Source organism: Hyphomonas sp. (genome assembly GCF_041398465.1).
Taxonomy (GTDB): Bacteria; Pseudomonadota; Alphaproteobacteria; order Caulobacterales; family Hyphomonadaceae; genus Hyphomonas.
On sequence record NZ_JAWKUS010000003.1, the window covers coordinates 191,574 to 206,094 of the forward strand.

At 62.5% G+C, this 14,521-nt stretch carries 14 protein-coding genes; 8 read left to right on the forward strand and 6 right to left on the reverse strand.

Annotated features, from left to right (window positions below; genetic code table 11):
* Positions 1-69: 69 nt before the first annotated feature.
* Complete coding sequence (locus R3C98_RS11305; RefSeq protein WP_371314185.1) at positions 70-2,007, reverse strand: tetratricopeptide repeat protein; 1,938 nt, start codon at positions 2,005-2,007, stop codon at positions 70-72.
* 218 nt (positions 2,008-2,225) lie between these two features.
* Entirely contained in the window at positions 2,226-3,908 is a 1,683-nt protein-coding gene (locus R3C98_RS11310) for an electron transfer flavoprotein-ubiquinone oxidoreductase (RefSeq protein ID WP_371314186.1), read from the reverse strand.
* 93 nt (positions 3,909-4,001) lie between these two features.
* On the opposite strand from R3C98_RS11310, the gene R3C98_RS11315 reads away from it, so the two are divergent.
* From R3C98_RS11315 to R3C98_RS11325, 3 genes are read left to right on the forward strand one after another with little or no spacing between them, the layout of a single operon-like run.
* A complete protein-coding gene (locus R3C98_RS11315) occupies positions 4,002-4,787 on the forward strand; it encodes a uracil-DNA glycosylase family protein (protein WP_371314187.1) in 786 nt (261 codons plus the stop codon).
* Positions 4,787-5,470, forward strand: a complete 684-nt coding sequence (locus R3C98_RS11320) for a TIGR04283 family arsenosugar biosynthesis glycosyltransferase (RefSeq protein WP_371314188.1) — start codon at positions 4,787-4,789, stop codon at positions 5,468-5,470. Before R3C98_RS11315 ends, R3C98_RS11320 begins: the two co-directional genes overlap by 1 nt.
* 13 nt (positions 5,471-5,483) lie before the next feature.
* A complete protein-coding gene (locus R3C98_RS11325) occupies positions 5,484-5,786 on the forward strand; it encodes a hypothetical protein (protein ID WP_371314189.1) in 303 nt (100 codons plus the stop codon).
* Here the strand turns inward: R3C98_RS11325 and R3C98_RS11330 are convergent.
* Positions 5,783-6,334, reverse strand: coding sequence for a hypothetical protein (locus R3C98_RS11330; protein WP_371314190.1), 552 nt, complete (start codon positions 6,332-6,334; stop codon positions 5,783-5,785). The two genes, R3C98_RS11325 and R3C98_RS11330, sit on opposite strands and share 4 nt — an antisense overlap.
* A 76-nt stretch (positions 6,335-6,410) precedes the next feature.
* On the opposite strand from R3C98_RS11330, the gene R3C98_RS11335 reads away from it, so the two are divergent.
* On the forward strand, positions 6,411-7,058 hold the full coding sequence (locus R3C98_RS11335) for a DUF2064 domain-containing protein (protein WP_371314191.1): 648 nt from the start codon (positions 6,411-6,413) through the stop codon (positions 7,056-7,058).
* A gap of 42 nt (positions 7,059-7,100) precedes the next feature.
* Positions 7,101-8,234 (forward strand): PA0069 family radical SAM protein, encoded by a 1,134-nt coding sequence (locus R3C98_RS11340; protein ID WP_371314192.1) that lies wholly within the window; start codon positions 7,101-7,103, stop codon positions 8,232-8,234.
* Between the two features lie 6 nt (positions 8,235-8,240).
* Here the strand turns inward: R3C98_RS11340 and R3C98_RS11345 are convergent, their stop codons facing one another.
* The gene (locus tag R3C98_RS11345; RefSeq protein ID WP_371314193.1) at positions 8,241-8,855 is read right to left on the reverse strand and encodes a trimeric intracellular cation channel family protein; all 615 of its coding nucleotides are present in this window, start codon (positions 8,853-8,855) and stop codon (positions 8,241-8,243) included.
* 249 nt (positions 8,856-9,104) lie between these two features.
* Here R3C98_RS11345 and R3C98_RS11350 point away from each other — a divergent pair, with 249 nt between their 5' ends.
* Positions 9,105-10,187 carry a site-specific DNA-methyltransferase gene (locus tag R3C98_RS11350; RefSeq protein WP_371314194.1) on the forward strand — a complete coding sequence of 361 codons (1,083 nt, stop codon included), beginning with the start codon at positions 9,105-9,107 and terminating at the stop codon, positions 10,185-10,187.
* Positions 10,188-10,205: 18 nt separating this feature from the next.
* Here R3C98_RS11350 and R3C98_RS11355 read toward each other — a convergent pair whose 3' ends face one another.
* Together R3C98_RS11355 and mutY are read right to left on the reverse strand one after the other, a co-directional pair.
* The gene (locus R3C98_RS11355) at positions 10,206-12,152 is read right to left on the reverse strand and encodes a sialate O-acetylesterase (protein WP_371314195.1); all 1,947 of its coding nucleotides are present in this window, start codon (positions 12,150-12,152) and stop codon (positions 10,206-10,208) included.
* Positions 12,153-12,231: 79 nt separating this feature from the next.
* Positions 12,232-13,284, reverse strand: coding sequence for an A/G-specific adenine glycosylase (gene mutY, locus R3C98_RS11360; protein WP_371314196.1), 1,053 nt, complete (start codon positions 13,282-13,284; stop codon positions 12,232-12,234).
* Positions 13,285-13,304: 20 nt separating this feature from the next.
* Between mutY and R3C98_RS11365 the strand changes: the two genes are divergently transcribed.
* The gene (locus R3C98_RS11365; protein ID WP_371314197.1) at positions 13,305-13,868 is read left to right on the forward strand and encodes a DUF721 domain-containing protein; all 564 of its coding nucleotides are present in this window, start codon (positions 13,305-13,307) and stop codon (positions 13,866-13,868) included.
* A complete protein-coding gene (locus R3C98_RS11370) occupies positions 13,865-14,521 on the forward strand; it encodes a thioredoxin domain-containing protein (protein WP_371314198.1) in 657 nt (218 codons plus the stop codon). The genes R3C98_RS11365 and R3C98_RS11370 overlap by 4 nt, the downstream gene beginning before the upstream one ends.

Sequence of the window (14,521 nt, forward strand, 5' to 3'; positions counted from 1 at the left end):
CTGCAGACGGAATCGCAGCCTTTTCAGGCGATAGTAAGGCGCGCCGCTGGCGCGTTAAAGGGGCGGGTGTCAGATGTCCTGACGGTCAACTTCGCCATCCGTCAGCGAGACATCCGGTAAGGCTTTGCGTTCCGGCTCCGGTAGGTTGAGCCCGTTTTCGAGCCGGTCAATGAGCGCGGCCTTTTCGGCAGCTGGCGGGTGGTTGTCGAGCGCAGCCTGCCAGGCCTCTGCTGCTGCCTCCTTGTCATCCAGATACCAGTAGATGTCTCCCAGATGGGTTTCGATCTCCCAATGCTGGTGCGGCTCCAGCTCCTTGCGGGCCAGTTCGATCAGGCGCTTGGCCTCGTTGAGATGGCCCAGCTTGAAATAAGCCCAGCCGAGCGAGTCAGCGATATAGGGATCGCGTTCCGCCATGGCGCGGGCGCGGCTCAGCACCTTGAAGCCTTCTTCCAGCTTGTCTGTCCGCTCGATCAGGAAATAGCCGAGCGTGTTCAGCATGTAGGGATCGTTCGGGCGCGACAACCGCTCGGTCCGGAGGATGGCGAGGGCCTCATTGATCTGCCCGTTCCGGCCCAACGCGTCTGCCAGGACGATACGCCGGTCATGCGTATCGTCGAGTTCGCGCGCCTGCTCGGCATGCTCGACCGCTAGCTGGGGATCACCGAACTGGTTGAAGATGTCCGTCGCCAGGCCATGCGCTGCTGCTTTTTCCGCCGGGTTCTCCGACATGGCGATGACTTCCTGAATCAGGTCCCGCGAGGCCTTCTCGTCATTCATCCGCGAGTGCAGCTGGAGCGCGCCGTAAAGCGTCGAGAGCCGGTCGTCGTCGTCCGTCAGGCTGAGCGCCCGGTCGATCGCTGCGCGGGCGGCATCTTCCTGACCCGTCATCAGCTTTGCCTGCGCAGCCGCAATCTGAAGGGAAGCCGTCGCTTCGGGCGCCGAATTGGCGACATGGGCCACGCCGTCATAGAGGGCGCTGGCGTACATTTCGTCGATAATGCCGGACCGCAGGTCTTCGTTTTCCGGAGAAACCAGCAGCGCGACCTGATCGAAGGCGGAGCGCTGATCGTCGAAGCCGTCGACCCGGCCGCCCATCATGATGCGGCGGATGACGCGCTGTTCCTGAAGAGCACGGGAGACGTCCGAGAGGGATTGGCTGAACGCTTCGACAACCGACTGCGGCTGGTTCCGCAGGTTCTTTCCAGTCTCCAGGCTGTCCATCGCAGCGGCGTAGCTGATCGCCTCTTCCGGCTCCGCGTCAGCCAGTTTCTGGTACACGGCCTTGGCCTCGTCGATCCGGCCCAGCCGCTGAAGCAGCAGGGCATGACGGGATATCACCGTACGGATGTGACTGTAGAGGAGTCCCTTGGGGTCGAATTGGTGTTCAGGTGCTTCGATCTTTGACGGCGTCATCGCCTCGTAAACGGCGAGCGCCTGGTCCGGCCGGTCGAGCGCGTCCAGCATCGCCGCGAGCGACAGGTCGCCGGTGAGGCCCGGCATGCCGCTGGCGGCGCCGCGGTGGCGGTTGATCGCCTCATCTGCCTTGCCTTCCATGGCAAGCAGCCAGGCATCGAGATAGATATAGAAACTGGTTTCGCCTTCTTCACCCGACCGCGCGCTGGCATCGGAGAGTGTCTGGCGTGCCTCTTCAATCCGGCCGGCGGCCGCCTCGTCCAGCGCGATGAACGCATCGAACAACGGGCTGGCATCCCGGTCTTCCATATCCAGATTGCGGGTCATCGTGAGGAAGGCAGCCATGTCACCGGCCTTCACCGCATCGGAGGGCACAGCATAGGCGTCCGGCCCGACAGGCTTGCCGCGCGCATCCAGAACAGACGTGGCGCGCGCCGCGTCGGAAAGAACCGAATAGGTCTCGGCGATTTCGATGTCTTCTGGCTGGTTCGCCACCAATGTTGCCGCGGGCGCCGACGCGCATGCCCCCAGTGAAACGGACAGGGACAGCGACAAGACAAGCGCACTTGCCGCGACAGAATTCTTGAAGCGCATGGGCTCTCTGGTCTCCAGCCTGGCTGATCAGTCGAGTGAAGCAGCCCCGTACGGCAAGAGCAAGGCGGCCACATGTTGAATAAGGCAGGTTTGCTGCCTTGTTCATAAACAGGGGCTTAATCTGCCCCGTTTGCCGGGATCCTGCCCTGTGTTCCGATACGAAACAGCCCGCTCCTTGTCAGGAACGGGCTGCACCATGATCGCCGGTAACGGTCAAATCACATATTCGGATAGGCCGGGCCACCGCCGCCTTCCGGGACGGTCCAGTTGATGTTCTGGTTCGGGTCCTTGATATCGCAGGTCTTGCAGTGGATGCAGTTCTGCGAGTTGATCTGGAACTTCAGCTCGCCGCCTTCCTCGACCCACTCATACACACCTGCCGGGCAATAGCGCGCGGACGGTCCGTCAAACACATCATGCTCGGACGATTTCTGAAGGGCCATGTCGGCCACCTTCAGGTGCACCGGCTGGTCTTCGCCATGATAGGTGTTGGTGAAGGAGACGTTGGTAAGCTTGTCGAAGCTGATGACACCATCCGGCTTCGGATAGTCGATCGGCTTGAACTTGCTGGCTGGCTTCAGCGATTCCGCATCCGTCTTCGTGTGATGCAGCGTCGGCAGGAATCCGAACCCGACCAGCGTGCGCATCCACATGTCCGGAACGCCAATCATGGCGCCGAGCAGTGTGCCGAACTTCGACATTAGCGGCTTCATGTTGCGGACAGGCGAGAGGTCCTTCCAGACCCAGCTGTCGCGGACAGACTGGCTGTAATCCTCAAGCACGTCGCTCTGGCGGCCATCCTTGATGGCTGCGAAGGCCGCCTCGGCGCCCAGCATCCCGGTCTTCATGGCATTGTGCGTACCCTTGATCCGCGGAAGGTTCACGAAACCTGCGGAACAGCCAATCAGGGCACCGCCCGGGAACGCCAGTTCAGGAATGGACTGAATGCCGCCGGACGTGATTGCCCGCGCACCATAAGCCACACGGCTGCCGCCCTTCAGGTACTGCACAACATCAGGATGGTGCTTGTACCGCTGGAACTCCTGATACGGGGCCAGATAAGGGTTCTTGTAGTTCAGGTGGACGACATAGCCCACCGAAATGAACGGCTCGCCATTGTCGCGGAAATGATAGAGGAAGCCGCCGCCATCGCCGCTCTTGCCCATCACCGGCCAGCCGAATGTGTGCTGGACCAGCCCCTCGGTGAAGTTCTCCTCCGGCACGGACCAGACCTCTTTCAGGCCGATGCCGAATTTCTGCGGATCGCAATTGTCACGCAGGCCGAATTTCGCCGTCAGCTCCTTGGTGAGCGAACCGCGCGCGCCTTCAGCGAAGAAGACGTATTTGCCCAGCAGCTCCATGCCCGGCTCATAGTCCGGCTTGTGAGAGCCATCTTCGGCGATGCCCATGACACCGGCCACGATGCCTTTGACTTCGCCGTTCTCGCCATAGACGACTTCGGAAGCGGCAAAGCCCGGGAACACTTCAACGCCGAGGTTCTCGGCTTCAGTACCCAGCCAACGGCAAACGTTCGCCAGCGAGCCGATGAAACAGCCATGATTGCTCATCAGCGGCGGGAATGGAGCCCAACCCACTTCTGCCGACCCGTTTTCGCCGAGCAGCTTGTATTTATCGACCTTCACTTCGGTCTTCAGCGGGCGGTCATCGCGGGTGCGCCAGTCGGGCAGCAATTCGTCGAGCGCTTTCGGATCCAGCACAACACCCGACAGGATGTGCGCGCCGATCTCGCCGCCTTTTTCCAGGACAACGACCGACAGGTCTTCACCCGCTTCGTTGGCCAGTTGTTTGAACCGGATCGCCGCTGCCAGACCCGCAGGGCCGCCGCCCACGATCACCAGGTCGAATTCCATCGATTCCCGTTCTATAGCGTCGTCCGCCATTGGTTTCTCCTCGCTTCGGCCTTAGAGTTGCCGCCCATATCTGCAATTACTTAAGCACTTACAATGTCTGCCGCGAAGGTCCAGAGCTTCTGAATGCCCGCCCCTACGTCAATCACTGCCATCGAAGCCCTCACCGATTGGTGGGAAGAGATGGGCGTGGACGTAGACCATGCACGGGTCGATGCACTCCTGAAGGCCGCAGACACTGTAGTTTCTGCTGCACCGCAGCAATCCGCGCCTGTCCGCCCGCGCCGCCGGAAGCCGACAAACTGGGTCGATGAGGCCAAGTCTCAGGCTGCAGGGTGCGACACTCTGGACGCCCTGAAGGCTGCAATCGAATCGTTTGAAGGCAGCCCGCTGAAGGCTGCGGCCCACTCCACCGTGGTTTACGACGGCACCCCCGGCGCCAGCCTGATGGTCATCGGCGAAGGCCCCGGTGCGGAGGAGGACCGTCGGGGCCTGCCTTTCGTCGGCAAGGCCGGGCAGCTTCTGGACCGCATGCTGGCGGCCATTGAGCGCTCGCGCGAGGCCAACGCCCTCATCACCAACGTCAATTACTGGCGCCCGCCCGGCAACCGGAACCCGGACCAGGAAGAACTGGACGTCTGCCGACCCTTCGTCGACCGGATGATCGAGCTGACGAAGCCCAAGCTGATCGTTGCTGCCGGTGGCGTGCCCGCCAAGGCCCTGCTGGACACGCAGGACGGGATCATGCGTCTGCGTGGCTCGGAGCACGTCTTCACCACCGCAGGCGGCTACTCCGTGCCACTGATCCCGCTACTTCACCCGGCCTATCTGCTGCGCCGTCCGCAGGAAAAGTCCCGCGCCTGGCGCGACCTGCTGCTGGTCGAGCAGCGGCTGGGCGAGCTTGGCGGCTGATGCCTGCTCCACTTTCCATAGTGATTCCAACGCTGAACGCCGAGGCGGAGCTTCCGCTTTGCCTCGATAGTCTGATGCCGGGTCTGGAGGCCGGGCTGATCCGGGAGGTCATCGTGGCCGATGGCGGCTCTGACGATGCCACCGCGAAGATTGCCGGGGCGATGGGAGCCAATCTGGTGACCGGCGCGCGCGGACGGGGTGCGCAGCTCGCCGCAGGGGCGGCTGCCGCGCGGGGTGACTGGCTCATGTTCCTGCATGCCGATACTGCGCTTTCGCGTGACTGGGCCGAGCGCACATCGGATCATGTCATGACCAAACCGGACCATGCCGCGTTCTTCGAGCTGCGGTACCGGTCCGATGCGCGCGCGGCCCGGACTTTGGAGAAGCGCGCGAACCGGCGCGCCCGGATGCTGGGCCTGCCTTATGGCGATCAGGGCCTGCTGATCAGCCGGAAGCTCTATGACGAGGTCGGCGGCTATCTGGACGTACCGCTGATGGAGGACGTGATAATCGTCCGCGCTATCGGCAAGCAGCGCCTGACGGAGCTGAACGCGGAGGCGCGCACCTCGGCTGCAAAATACGAGCGCGACGGCTGGCGCAAGCGGTCATGGCGCAACGCCTTCCTGCTGCTTCGCTTCCTGCTGGGCGCCAAACCGGAAGACCTGGCGAAACGCTACACCTGACGAGGACAGTCTCATGAGCGAGGAACGGAATTCGGTGGAACTCTACCGGCAGGAGGGCGAGCATTTCCGATCCGTCCGTGCGACGCTGGAAGCAGACAAATTCACGTTCGACACACAGGACATGGGCAAGCTGGTCGAAGAGATGTGGGGCGATTCAGACTATGAGTTCTGGACCGTCGTACCGAAGGAAGCCTGGGGCCAGTTGCTGATGGCGCTCTCTATCGAATTTTTCGCAAACGACCCGCAGGCGACAGACCGCCTGCACGATATTTGTATCGCCCATGGCGTTCCGTATGAGCGGGGCAGCTGGGCCTAGTCGCCATCCCACCAGATGGGATCGTCGAAATAGGCCTTGTGCGAGACACTCAGATAGTCCGCAATCGAAGCCTCTGTGGGCAATCCGCAGGTATAGGAATCGAGCTTTTCGATGCCATAGGCCTCTCGCTCTTCTTCGCTGACATCGCCGCACCAGGGCAGTTCGACATCGAATGCCTTCATACCGTCGGCATCGAATTCCGGTGCCCGACGGGTGACGCCGACGACATAGGCCGTTTCATCATCCTCGATCATCCTGATCTCGGTCAGCCAGACAGGGCCCATGGCGGTATCCATGAGCGGGACGAAGCGGATGCCCATCGGATCCTCGTCCTCATCCTCGCCGGGCGGCGGCATCATAAGATAGCCCTTGTTACCCCGGTTCGGCACAGTGCGGGCGCAGTCATCCGCGTCACTGCAGATAAGGACCGGCGAGGCCTCGTCGAGGCGGACCGCTTCGCCTTCCGGGATGAAAGGCGTGTCGCTCATGAAGCAGGCAGACAGGAAGCCAGCTGCTGCCATGGCCAGGGCAATGTTCAGGCGTTGCATCAGAAGGCCTCCTTTTTTGGCCCGGATTTGTCCCAGCCATCTTTCGCCGGACACCAGACAAAAGTAAGGCATTGGCATGGGACGTCCAACTCTTCTCGTATTCGCCAAGCCGCCGCGCATCGGCCTGTCCAAGACCAGGCTGGCCAAAGGCATCGGCCCGGCCGCCGCCCGGCGCATCGCCGGCTTTACCCAGGCACGCACCTTCCGGGCGGCCGTGCAGTCCGGTTGCGACACGATCATCTATGCCGCGCCGGACAGTGCGCTGCGTGATGTCACCACAACAGATTGGCCAATCCACCTGCCGCGCTGCAGCCAGGGGCCAGGCACGCTGACCGAGCGTCTGGAAAAGGGATTCGATGAATCCCCGCCCGGGCCGATCCTGTTCATCGGAACCGACGCGCCGGACGTGTCGCCCGCCTTGCTGCGCCAGGCCGTGCGCCTGCTGGCCCGGCACGATGCGGTCTTTGGTCCCGCCGAGGATGGCGGCTTCTGGCTGTTCGGCATCAACAAGGGCCCACGCACGCATTCGCCGTTCCGGAATGTGCGCTGGTCTGGCCCGCACGCCATGCAGGATGTCTGGTCCAACCTGCCCGCCCACGCGAATATCGGCCTTTTACCGATGCTGATGGATATCGACCAGTTGAGCGACTGGCGTGCCTGGAGCCGCCGGCGCCACACCTGGCGGCCGCCTGCGATCCACAGGAAAAAGCTAGAGGGACACTAGTTTGTTCTTGATTTGTTCTGATCCACATGGCTTTCTCCGGCCATGCGGACCGGACAGAAACTCTCCCCCAAAGGCCGTGTCAGCCTGATCGACACGAAAGACGCGTCCGAACGCGTAACGCAGCGCGGGCGCGGGGCTGTTTCCAACCAGACCGGCCGGTTCGAACGTGAAACCCGTTTCGCCTTCGACGATGGCTGGGACACGGTCGAGCAGGACGCCATGCGGATCGAGACGCTGGTGATGCCGGAAACGGCGCGGACGGTGATCACCTTCAACCGCTCGCCGGACATTTCCTTCGACCGAACGGTGAACCCCTATCGCGGTTGCGAGCATGGCTGCATCTATTGCTTCGCCCGGCCGAGCCATGCGTTTCACGGGCTTTCAGCCGGCCTCGATTTCGAAAGCCGGCTTTTCTACAAGACCAATGCGATCCGCCAGCTGGAATGGGAATTGTCCCGCCCCGGCTATGTCTGCCGCCCGATTGCGCTCGGCATGAATACGGACGCCTACCAGCCGATCGAGCGGACCTACAAGATGACCCGCCAGGTGCTTGAAGTGCTGGCCGCGCACAACCACCCGGTCAGCCTGCTGACAAAGTCTGCCCTGATCCAGCGTGACATCGACCTGCTCGCCCCGATGGCGGCCAGAGGCCTTGTGCGCGCGGGCGTTTCGATCACAACGCTGGACCGCACGCTCAGCCGCAAGATGGAACCGCGCGCCGCCACGCCGCAGCGCCGGCTGGAAACCGTGCGCGCCCTCAGCGAGGCCGGCATCCCGGTCACCGTGATGACCGCGCCCATCATCCCGGCCCTGAACGATCACGAGATCGAGGCATTGCTGGAAGCGGCTGCCGCGCATGGTGCGAGCGGCGCAGGCTATGTGCTGTTGCGCCTGCCGCACGAGATAAAGGACCTGTTCCATGAATGGCTGGTCCAGCATGTGCCGGACCGCGCGGCCAAAGTGATCAACACAATGCGCGACATGCGCGGCGGCAAGGATTACGACGCGCGCTGGAACGAGCGCATGCGCGGCCGCGGCCCGGTGGCGGACCTGATCGCGAAACGCTTTGCCCGGGCGGCGAAGCGGCTGGACCTCGGCAATCCCCGGCCGCCCCTGCGCTCAGACCTGTTCGCGCCTCCTGTACAAAAGGGCGGCCAGATGGCGCTGGACCTGTAGTGCCGCTTACGGCTGGCTCTTCGGCAAGTGCCAGCCGAAAATCAGCGCCGCTCCGCGTAGGACGAAAGCGACCAATACGCCGGACGCAAACGCCCACGTCTCTGGTACGCCCGAGAAATAGAGCGCCGCATAAAGCCCCGCGCCCACCAGCGCGGCGGTGGCGTAGATGTCTTCTTTCAGCAGGAGCGGATCGCGGTTTGCGACGACGTCGCGCAGAATGCCGCCGCCGGTTCCGGTCAGGATGCCCATGATCACCACAAACAGCGGGTCGTGCCCGAGGCTGGCGGTTTTCGCCGCGCCAGCGATCGCAAATATGGCGAGGCCCACGGCGTCGGCCCAGCGGATCGGCTTGAACGCGTCGACCAGGCCGTGAAGGAAGAACGCCATCACGCCGCCCGCAATGGCGCACCAGATGATCAACGCATCATGCAGCCAGAAGACCGGCTGGCCCAAAATGATGTCGCGGATTGTCCCGCCGCCCACAGCCGTGATGATCGCCAGCACGACAGCACCGAAGATGTCCATCTTGTTGCGGACGGCGACAATGCCGCCGGACAGGGCGAACACGAATGCGCCGATTGGGTTCACGATGGTGAGGATCAGATCGAGATCGAAAGTCATGGCCCGTTTCCTAATCCGATTTTGTGTCTGCTCTCAATCCCGGCAATCACCGCCCGAATTACACAGGGACTCACAGGGTTTTCCACAATTCGAATCACAGGCCTATCCACAGCTCGAATCAGCAACTAGTTTCGATTCCGGAACGATTCGGAGCCGGAACGAGGCGGCGCGGTTAGGGAATCACTAACCGGTGCAACGCACTGATTCGGGTTTCTGTCTTTCACGCGTTGCGTCTTCGGGGCTGTACCAATGGAACTGCAAAAGAACGTCATCATGCAGGGTGACTGCATCGATATCCTTTCCCGCCTGCCGGACCGGTCGGTGGATCTCGTCTTTGCTGACCCCCCCTACAACCTGCAGCTCGGCGGCGGCCTGACCCGTCCGGACCAGTCGACCGTGGATGGCGTGGACGATGAATGGGACAAGTTCGACAGTTTCGATGCCTATGACCTGTTCTGCCACCAGTGGCTGGAAGAATGCCGCCGCGTCCTGAAGGATGATGGCGCGATCTGGGTGATCGGCTCCTATCACAACATCTTCCGCGTCGGCGCGATCCTTCAGGACCAGGGCTTCTGGATCCAGAATGACGTGATCTGGCTGAAGTCGAACCCGATGCCGAACTTCAAGGGCACCCGTTTCCAGAACGCCCACGAAACGCTGATCTGGGCGGGCAAGTCCGAACGCTCGAAATGCACCTTCAATTACGACGCGCTGAAAGTATTCAACGAAGACAAGCAGATGCGCTCTGACTGGCTGATCCCGCTTTGCACGGGCGGTGAGCGGCTGAAGGATGATGAGGGCAAGAAGGCCCATCCGACCCAGAAACCGGAAAGCCTGCTGCACCGCGTCCTGCTTGCGACGACCAATCCCGGCGACACTGTGCTCGACCCATTCTCCGGCACGGGCACGACTGCTGCGGCCGCCAAACGCCTCGGCCGCAACTATATCGGCATCGAGCGGGACGAGACCTATGTGCGCCTCTCCCGCGCGCGGCTGAAATCGATCGAGCCTATCGACGGCGAAGCGCTGGAAACCGAGAAGAGCAAGAAGTCCCTGCCGCGCGTGCCGTTCGGCGCGCTGCTGGACAGCGGCTGGCTGAAGCCGGGCGACCGCCTGTTCAGCCCGCAGCGCCGCTACCAGGCCCGTATCCGGGTCGACGGCTCACTGACGACGGGCAATGTCTCCGGCTCGATCCACCGCCTCGGCGCGCATGTTCAGCAGGCCCCGGCCTGCAATGGCTGGACTTACTGGCACTACGAAACCGACAAGCGCGACCTCGCGCCGATCGATCTCCTGCGCCGCCGCTACCGCGAAGAAATGGGCCTGAACTAGGCCCTATTCGGCATCGTCCTATTCCAACGGCAACCGGAATGGACCGGCGGGCAATCCATTGCCATCGAACAAGTTGCATAGCGGCGCATCGCCCTGGCAGAAATGCACCTCATCGGCCTGCAGGCTGCGGGGAGCCTGGAGCACCACCGTGTCGCCGGCGACTTTTCCGTCCACATAGCTGCACTTGCCATTGTCGAGGCACATTTCAAATCCGATGACCCGATCGGAGCTGATCGTCTTCAGCCCGTCCGCGACACCTGCAAACCTGACTCGCACAGTGTCGCCGGAACGGACCACACCAACAACCTCCGGACCTGACGGCCCGACAACCGGCTCGCCATAAGCCAAACCTTCGAAGACGCGCGCGGCGCGCTCCGCGACAACCTGCTTTTCAGGCGGGTGAAGATTGTCCGGATCGCCAAGATCGATTGTGACCACAATACCGACCTTGTCATCTTGAGCAGCCACCTTTCGCTGGGCTTCCCGGACCCAGCCCCAACCGCCCGTGCCAGCCTTTGACGGTAGCGCCCCCCAACGCGGCAACTGGACCACCGCAACGGGCAGTTCAGTGTCGCCAAACGTGTCCCGCCAGTCCTGCACCAGAAGCCTCAGGAGGTCGGTATAGAACGGCTTACCGGCGTTCGATTCGCCCTGGTACCAGAGCACTCCTTTCATGCGCAGGCCGGCCAGGGGGGCGATCATGCCATTGTGCATGCTCGAAAAGCCCTGTCCCCGATACCATGGCGCAGGCGCCGCAGTGCCCATGGCGCCGGGCGCCTTCAGCCAGGTCCAGCCCTTTGTGATCGGTACCGATCCGCCGGATTCAAGATCGACCCGCACTGCTCCGTACGGCCCGATCAATCCACCAGCGCCGGACCTGTTGTGGACATTAACAACCAGCGTGTTCTCACCCGGTTTCAGCACGCCGGGCGGCACATCATAGTTGCGCATGATGTTCCAGCCGTTCGTCGCGCCGATGGCTTCGCCGTTCAGCCAGGTCACATCGACATCGTCGACACGCCCCAGGTTGACGGTCGCACCACCCTGCGCCTGAGACGGGGTCAATGTGAACGTGATCCGGTGCCAGACCATGCCGAGGAAATTGTCGAGTTCAGGCACGCCCCAATCGTGCCAGTCGGAGAGGCGTCCATCCGGCGTCGGTTGCCAATTCAGCGACGGATCACCCGTCCATGGCGCCTGGGCATTCCCCGGCCCCTTGCCCCGCCACCAGTTCGTCCAGCCTTTTGCATATTCGACTGCCGCTGCCTGGGGGTTTTCCCGGTAGAGCTTCAGGAGTTCGGCGGTCGATCTGTACTTGTCGCTGCCTGCCAGGGCCGTCTCGCCAATCCAGGGCTCGATCCGTGAACCGGCCCAGGACGCATCGATCAGTCCGACCGGTACATTGTATTTTGCGTTGAGGTCACGGCCGGTAAAATAGCAGACGGCTGAGAAGTCTGCCGCGGTCCCGGCGGAAGATACCTCCCAGGCGTTGCCCTTCGGCAAGGCCGCCTGCTCAGTCAGCGCGGCTGCGTGACTGATATCGAGCAGCCGGATCTGGTCATTCGCAGCATTGGAAAGTTCCTGCTTTGCGTAGATCGCGCTCTCCACCGGCCATTCCATGTTCGATTGTCCGGAGCAGAGGAAGACATCGCCGGCGAGCACGTCGGAAATGGACTGCACCGTCCGGCCACCGGATTTCAGAACAATCGAATGAGGCCCGCCCGCTGGCAGGGCCGGAAGGTCGACACTCCAATGGCCATCCGAGCCGGCGACCGCGCTATGCGATGTTCCGTCAAGGACAACATTGACGCTGGCATTTGCTCCAGCCGTTCCGAATACGGAAAGAGGAACGTCGCGCTGGACCACCATGTGATCGGTAAAGACGCTTGCCAGCTTCGCAGTCTCGGCACTGGAACACTGAACCAGAAGCTGCAATGCACAAAGCGTCCAGATCGGTTTCATCATTACGGATCGGCCTTTTTTTTCAGTTCTCGCTTTCGCCGGAATTCAAGCAGGGAAACCTGAAGATAGCGCGAATGGAAGGCTATATTGTGCCTAGTTTCAGGGCTTTGGCAAAAACGCTGGGCAGGCCTTCCACCTCGGCCAGCGGCACCCAGAACCCGTCTGCATCTGCCGGCCGGCGCAGCAAGTCGGTCCGCTGGACGGTGAGGCGAAGATCAAAGTGCGTGAAGACGTGGCGAACTTCGCCGATCTCCTGCCATTCAGCCTTGAACGGCGGGGCGGGATCTGAGCGTTCACGCTCCACCCAGTCGCTGGTCGGCAGGCCGGCCATGCCGCCGAGCAGTCCTTTGTCGGGCCGCCGCTGCAGCAGCACCTCACCCTTGTGAACTGCCACGAAGGCCACGCCGCGCCGGATGGGCTTCACCTTTTTCGGTGGTTTGATCGGGTAGCGCTCCGGCTCACCTTCGGCTTTGGCGACGCAATAGGCGGAGAGCGGGCAGATGAGGCAGTTCGGCCGGGTCGGCGTGCATACGGTTGCACCAAGGTCCATCAGCGCCTCGGCAAAATCCCCCGGACGGTCAGCCGGTACGAGGCGTTCCACTTCAGCATGGAGGCGCTTCTTCTCCTCCGCCCATTCGCCTTTCAGCGCCAGCAGGCGCGCGAAGACCCGGTCGACATTGCCATCGACGGCCGCAGCCGGCTGGTTGAACGCAATCGCAGCAATGGCGCCTGCCGTATAGGGGCCAATACCCGGCAACTTCTTCAGCTCCGCCGCCATTTCCGGCCAGCTGCCGCGTGCTGCGATTTCACGGGCACACTTCAGCAGGTTCCGGGCGCGGGCGTAGTAGCCGAGCCCCGCCCAGGCCGCCATCACGTCCTCATCCTTCGCCGCGGCCAGCGCCCCGACCGTCGGCCAACGCTTTGTAAAGGCGTAGAAATACGGCGTCCCGTGGGGAATGGTCGTCTGCTGCAGCATGATCTCGGCGAGCCAGACGCGGTACGGGTCGCGCCGCTCGCCCAGCGCCGTGCGCCAGGGCAGGTCCCGCCCATGCCGGTCAAACCAGACCAGCAAGTCTGCAGGCAGTCTGTTCAAATCCCCGTGTTTCGGCACAGCCTGCCTTTTCGTTGTCTTCATTCCCGTGCAATCTCAGATCAATGGTCACGAGATCAAGCATCGATCCCATCGAAGAGGCCCGTGCGCGGGTCCGCCTGCGCTATATGCGCGGCCGGGCCGTCCATCCCGGCATGGCGAAAATCGGCGTTGCAGCGGAGCGGCTGACCCGCAAGTCCGGCGCGAAGAAACTGCCGCCCATCCAGGTCCTCAAGAACCGCTGGCGCGAGATCGCCGGGGAGCAGCTCTACAAATTCTGCCGCCCCGAACGCCTGAGTGGCGGCAAGGATGGCCGGGTGCTGACCCTGCGCGTGCTGCCTCAGGCGGCGCCGATGGTTCAGCACCAGTCAGAGACCATCCGCCAGCGCGTCTCCGTCGCGGCGGGCGGCGATGTGGTCTCCATCAAACTGGTGCAGGGCGCGCTGACCACCAGCGAACCTCCCCAGAAACCCCGCCGGGTGATCCGACCGCTCACTCCAAAGGAGCGCGCAGAGCTCGAAGCGAGCACGGCGGGCATTCAGGACAAGCGGCTGCGGGAGGCAATTGTTGCGCTCGGCGCCGCCATGCTAACCGCGGAAGACACCGAAACAGCACCGGATAAATCATGACAGGTCTGATCCGACGTCTCGCCATCGCGGCACTCGCCTGCGCCGCCATGTCCGCTCCAGCCCGTGCCCAGGAAGACTGGCAGGAGTGGAACGCGGCAGATGAACTTGGCTGGGTGGAAGGCGCCGCCGATGCCCCGGTCACGGTGATCGAATATTTCTCCCCCACCTGCAGCCACTGCAAGGAGTTCGCCGAAGACGTCCTGCCGGTCGTCGAAGAGAAATATGTCGCCACCGGCAAGATCCGTCTGGTCATGCGCGAATGGGTCCGCAATTCGGTCGACAAGACGATCCTGACACAGGCGCGCTGCCTGCCGAAGGAGGATGGCCTCTCTTATCTGAAAGACATCTTTGCCCGGCAGGACGAAATCTTCGTCGCCGCTCAGGTCGGAACCCTGCCCGGCACACTTTTGATCGTCGGCACGCCCTATGGCATCTCCGACCGGGAGAAATTCGATACCTGCTACCAGAACATGGATATCCGCTTCGACATGCTTGAGGTCGACAAATCCTCCGAACACTACGACGTCCACGCCTCGCCGACCTTTATCGTCGACGGAACCCCCTATGCCGCCACAAACGCCATGATGACGCCTGAAGGCTTCACCGCATTCCTCGATGCGGAACTGGCCAAATCCACCCCTGCAACAAACTGA

Coding starts and splice junctions, on each gene's coding strand:
- R3C98_RS11335 (WP_371314191.1), top strand. CDS start 6,411: ATGGGACGTCCAACTCTTCTCGTATTCGCCAAGCCGCCGCGCATCGGC.
- R3C98_RS11325 (WP_371314189.1), top strand. CDS start 5,484: ATGAGCGAGGAACGGAATTCGGTGGAACTCTACCGGCAGGAGGGCGAG.
- R3C98_RS11340 (WP_371314192.1), top strand. CDS start 7,101: ATGCGGACCGGACAGAAACTCTCCCCCAAAGGCCGTGTCAGCCTGATC.
- R3C98_RS11320 (WP_371314188.1), top strand. CDS start 4,787: ATGCCTGCTCCACTTTCCATAGTGATTCCAACGCTGAACGCCGAGGCG.
- R3C98_RS11370 (WP_371314198.1), top strand. CDS start 13,865: ATGACAGGTCTGATCCGACGTCTCGCCATCGCGGCACTCGCCTGCGCC.
- R3C98_RS11355 (WP_371314195.1), bottom strand. CDS start 12,152: ATGATGAAACCGATCTGGACGCTTTGTGCATTGCAGCTTCTGGTTCAG.
- R3C98_RS11365 (WP_371314197.1), top strand. CDS start 13,305: ATGGTCACGAGATCAAGCATCGATCCCATCGAAGAGGCCCGTGCGCGG.
- R3C98_RS11305 (WP_371314185.1), bottom strand. CDS start 2,007: ATGCGCTTCAAGAATTCTGTCGCGGCAAGTGCGCTTGTCTTGTCGCTG.
- R3C98_RS11330 (WP_371314190.1), bottom strand. CDS start 6,334: ATGCAACGCCTGAACATTGCCCTGGCCATGGCAGCAGCTGGCTTCCTG.
- R3C98_RS11310 (WP_371314186.1), bottom strand. CDS start 3,908: ATGGCGGACGACGCTATAGAACGGGAATCGATGGAATTCGACCTGGTG.
- R3C98_RS11350 (WP_371314194.1), top strand. CDS start 9,105: ATGGAACTGCAAAAGAACGTCATCATGCAGGGTGACTGCATCGATATC.
- mutY (WP_371314196.1), bottom strand. CDS start 13,284: ATGAAGACAACGAAAAGGCAGGCTGTGCCGAAACACGGGGATTTGAAC.
- R3C98_RS11315 (WP_371314187.1), top strand. CDS start 4,002: ATGCCCGCCCCTACGTCAATCACTGCCATCGAAGCCCTCACCGATTGG.
- R3C98_RS11345 (WP_371314193.1), bottom strand. CDS start 8,855: ATGACTTTCGATCTCGATCTGATCCTCACCATCGTGAACCCAATCGGC.